The sequence below is a fragment of the Thiomonas sp. TH-17 genome (assembly GCF_057473305.1).
In genome coordinates this window covers 1-2,438 of sequence record NZ_JBYCKI010000064.1, presented here as the reverse complement: position 1 = coordinate 2,438, position 2,438 = coordinate 1, and the positions used below count along the sequence as shown (strand labels likewise).

Here is a 2,438-nt window from a genome sequence, read left to right as displayed (position 1 = left end):
CGTTCGCGCGCGCGGGTGATTTCAAGCTGCTCCTGCTGCGCTGCCAGCATTTTCTGCAGTGCGTCGATCTGAGCAGCCAGCAGTGCCTGCTTCACGGCCGTGGCGACCACGGCTCCAGCCAGACTGAGTTGCGCAGAATCGAGCTGGTAACGCCGCCATTCGGTCTGTGCCGCCAGTGCTTCGAGCGCGCGACGGTTGCCGCCGGAAAGATCAAAGGCGTAGCTCACGCCAACCCCCGCGTTGTACAAGTCGTAGCGCCGCTCCCCGCCGGGTAGGCCCATGGCCGCGCTGTTGTTTTGCAAGGTCTGCGCGCCGAGCGTGGCGCTGACCTGTGGATAAAGGGTGGAGCCGCTTTGCGCGGCATAGGTTTCGCGCGCCTGTCGCAGCGTGGACTGCGCCGCGGCGATGGTCGGGCTGTGCTGCAGAGACTGCACGACCAGGGCGTCGAGCTTGGGTGAAGCAAATGCCTTCCACCACATTGCGGCCACGGGTTGACCCGCGATGAACTGCTGCGCGCCACCCAGCTCGCCGGGCGTCGAAGCCGTGCGGGCGGGCGGCTTACCGATGGTGTACGACATGGCCTGTGGAGCTGGCGGCGTTTTGAAATCCGGCCCAGCGGCGCAACCGACGAGCCCTAAGGCCAGGGCAAGGATAGAGAGTTTCCGCGTCGGCGCATGACCTGATCCCACGGCATGGACGAAGGCATCATGCGTTGTTTTAGCGTTGGCCATAAAAGTGCTCCTGGAACGATTTGCGAAAGGTCTGATGACAAGCCAGACAGCTTTACTGGACCGAGGCAAATTGGGTGATGACCGCTGGGCCGTCGCCCCGCGTTGCGGCCTCGCCCATGGCTGCGGCCGCTTCATGAACCTGTTCGTCGAGGCCTCGGAACTTTCCGGCATCCTTGCCGAGCCAGGCCATGATGCGCAGTCTTTCCGCCACCGGTGGCTCGGGGTGATGGGCGATGATGGGCGCGAGGCGTGCCACCAGGGCCCAGCCTTCTCGGGAAATCGCTCCCGTGACGGCTTGCATGTCGCGTTCGAGTTTTTCCATCACGTTCTGTAAAGCCATAGGTTTCGCGGGCTCGGCGGCTTGCGCATGAAAAGTGGCGCCGAAGGCGAGCACGGCCGCGGCCAAAGTGATGGCGCGGAAGCGTTTGGGATTGTTCATTGCGTAGTCCTTTTTTGTTTCATTGAGCCAAGTCCAAGGCGGACATCGTCAGGATCATTCAAAACTCCATGCTCAGCGCGACCGAGCCGAAGGCTTGGCGACCGGCTTGTTCCGCGAACTCGCGCGTGCGCCAGACGCGCATCAGCGCCAGCCGGATGCCGTGCCCGGCGAGCAGCCATTGGCTGCTGATGCCGACCGCTGCCTGGGCCACCCAGGGACGGCGCGTCACGCTGTGGCTGGAGCGAAGGAGATTGCCGTCAAGGGAAAAGTCATAGGCAACGGCCTTGGCCTCCACCATGCCGAAGAAATGCACGCCGGGACGCGGCCGACTGGCGACCGCCATGACGCTGTTGGGCTCGCCATGAAGGGAGGAGGCCGATGGCGGGCGGTTCTCGGCGCCGGAGCGGATGGGATAGCTGCCGAAATCGTTCGGCAAGTTCCAGCCGATGCGGTCTTCGACGCCCAATGTGGCCGAGGTTTCGATATTGCCCAGGCGCAAACCCATGGAACGAATGACATCAGCGGAAAGACCGGGAATGATGGCGCCCGCGCCACGATAGGTCTTGTACTTGCGATCCATGGCGAGCTGAAGCGCCGGCTCGTTTTTCAACTGGTTGTCCCAGCCCTGGAACCTGGGCGAGCCGATCGCGTCATGGACCAGGTTCTGCGATTGTTCCGCCAGCGACCACGGGCCGATCACACCGAGTGTGATCTCGCGCGTATCGAGGATTTCGCGATTCGACTCGGGTTCGTGTTTTCGCTGGTTCCACGCCAGGCCCAGGTAGAGCAATCCGGCATAGGGCCGGTCATTGGCGATCAAGTCCGTCCGGGTGGAGTCCTCCGGCGTGAACATGGACTGGCCAAATCTGACCACCACGTTGTGTGTCTGTGCAGAACCATCCGCATCGGCCCAGAATGCGGGGTTCATGAAGCGGATGAGCTGCGCCTGCAGCCGGATCGGCGCCGGCAGGCACTCGGGCCGTAGTCGGCCGGGGATGTCGTGCGAAACCAGAGTGAATGCCACGCCATTCGTGTAGTTCCGGTCGGTGCCGACAAACAGATCGTTTTCCAGCCTGGCCGTGCCGCCACGAAGTCTGAATCTCTGTTCAGCCGTGCATTCTCCGGCATCAGCAGCGCCTTCATTGACGGTTTGCGCCAGGGTCGGCGCGGGGAGGAGATGTGATGGATGCCTCCCTCCCTACGGGGATTGAGACAGGGGTATGAAGATGAACGTGAAACCGTTCGGGTGGAGCCTGGTCGCTGCGGTG

Annotated in this window: 3 protein-coding genes; all 3 read right to left on the bottom strand. The window is 63.0% G+C overall.

Annotation, left to right across the window (positions count from 1 at the left end):
• Window positions 1-578 (bottom strand): TolC family protein (locus AC2VLV_RS04270; protein WP_486988792.1); only part of this gene is annotated, 578 nt, incomplete at its 3' end.
• A 205-nt stretch (window positions 579-783) separates the two neighbouring features.
• Window positions 784-1,170 carry a cytochrome c gene (locus AC2VLV_RS04265; protein WP_486988791.1) on the bottom strand — a complete coding sequence of 129 codons (387 nt, stop codon included), beginning with the start codon at window positions 1,168-1,170 and terminating at the stop codon, window positions 784-786.
• A 58-nt stretch (window positions 1,171-1,228) separates the two neighbouring features.
• Window positions 1,229-2,329, bottom strand: coding sequence for a lipid A deacylase LpxR family protein (locus AC2VLV_RS04260; RefSeq protein ID WP_486988793.1), 1,101 nt, complete (start codon window positions 2,327-2,329; stop codon window positions 1,229-1,231).
• Between the last annotated feature and the right edge of the window lie 109 nt (window positions 2,330-2,438).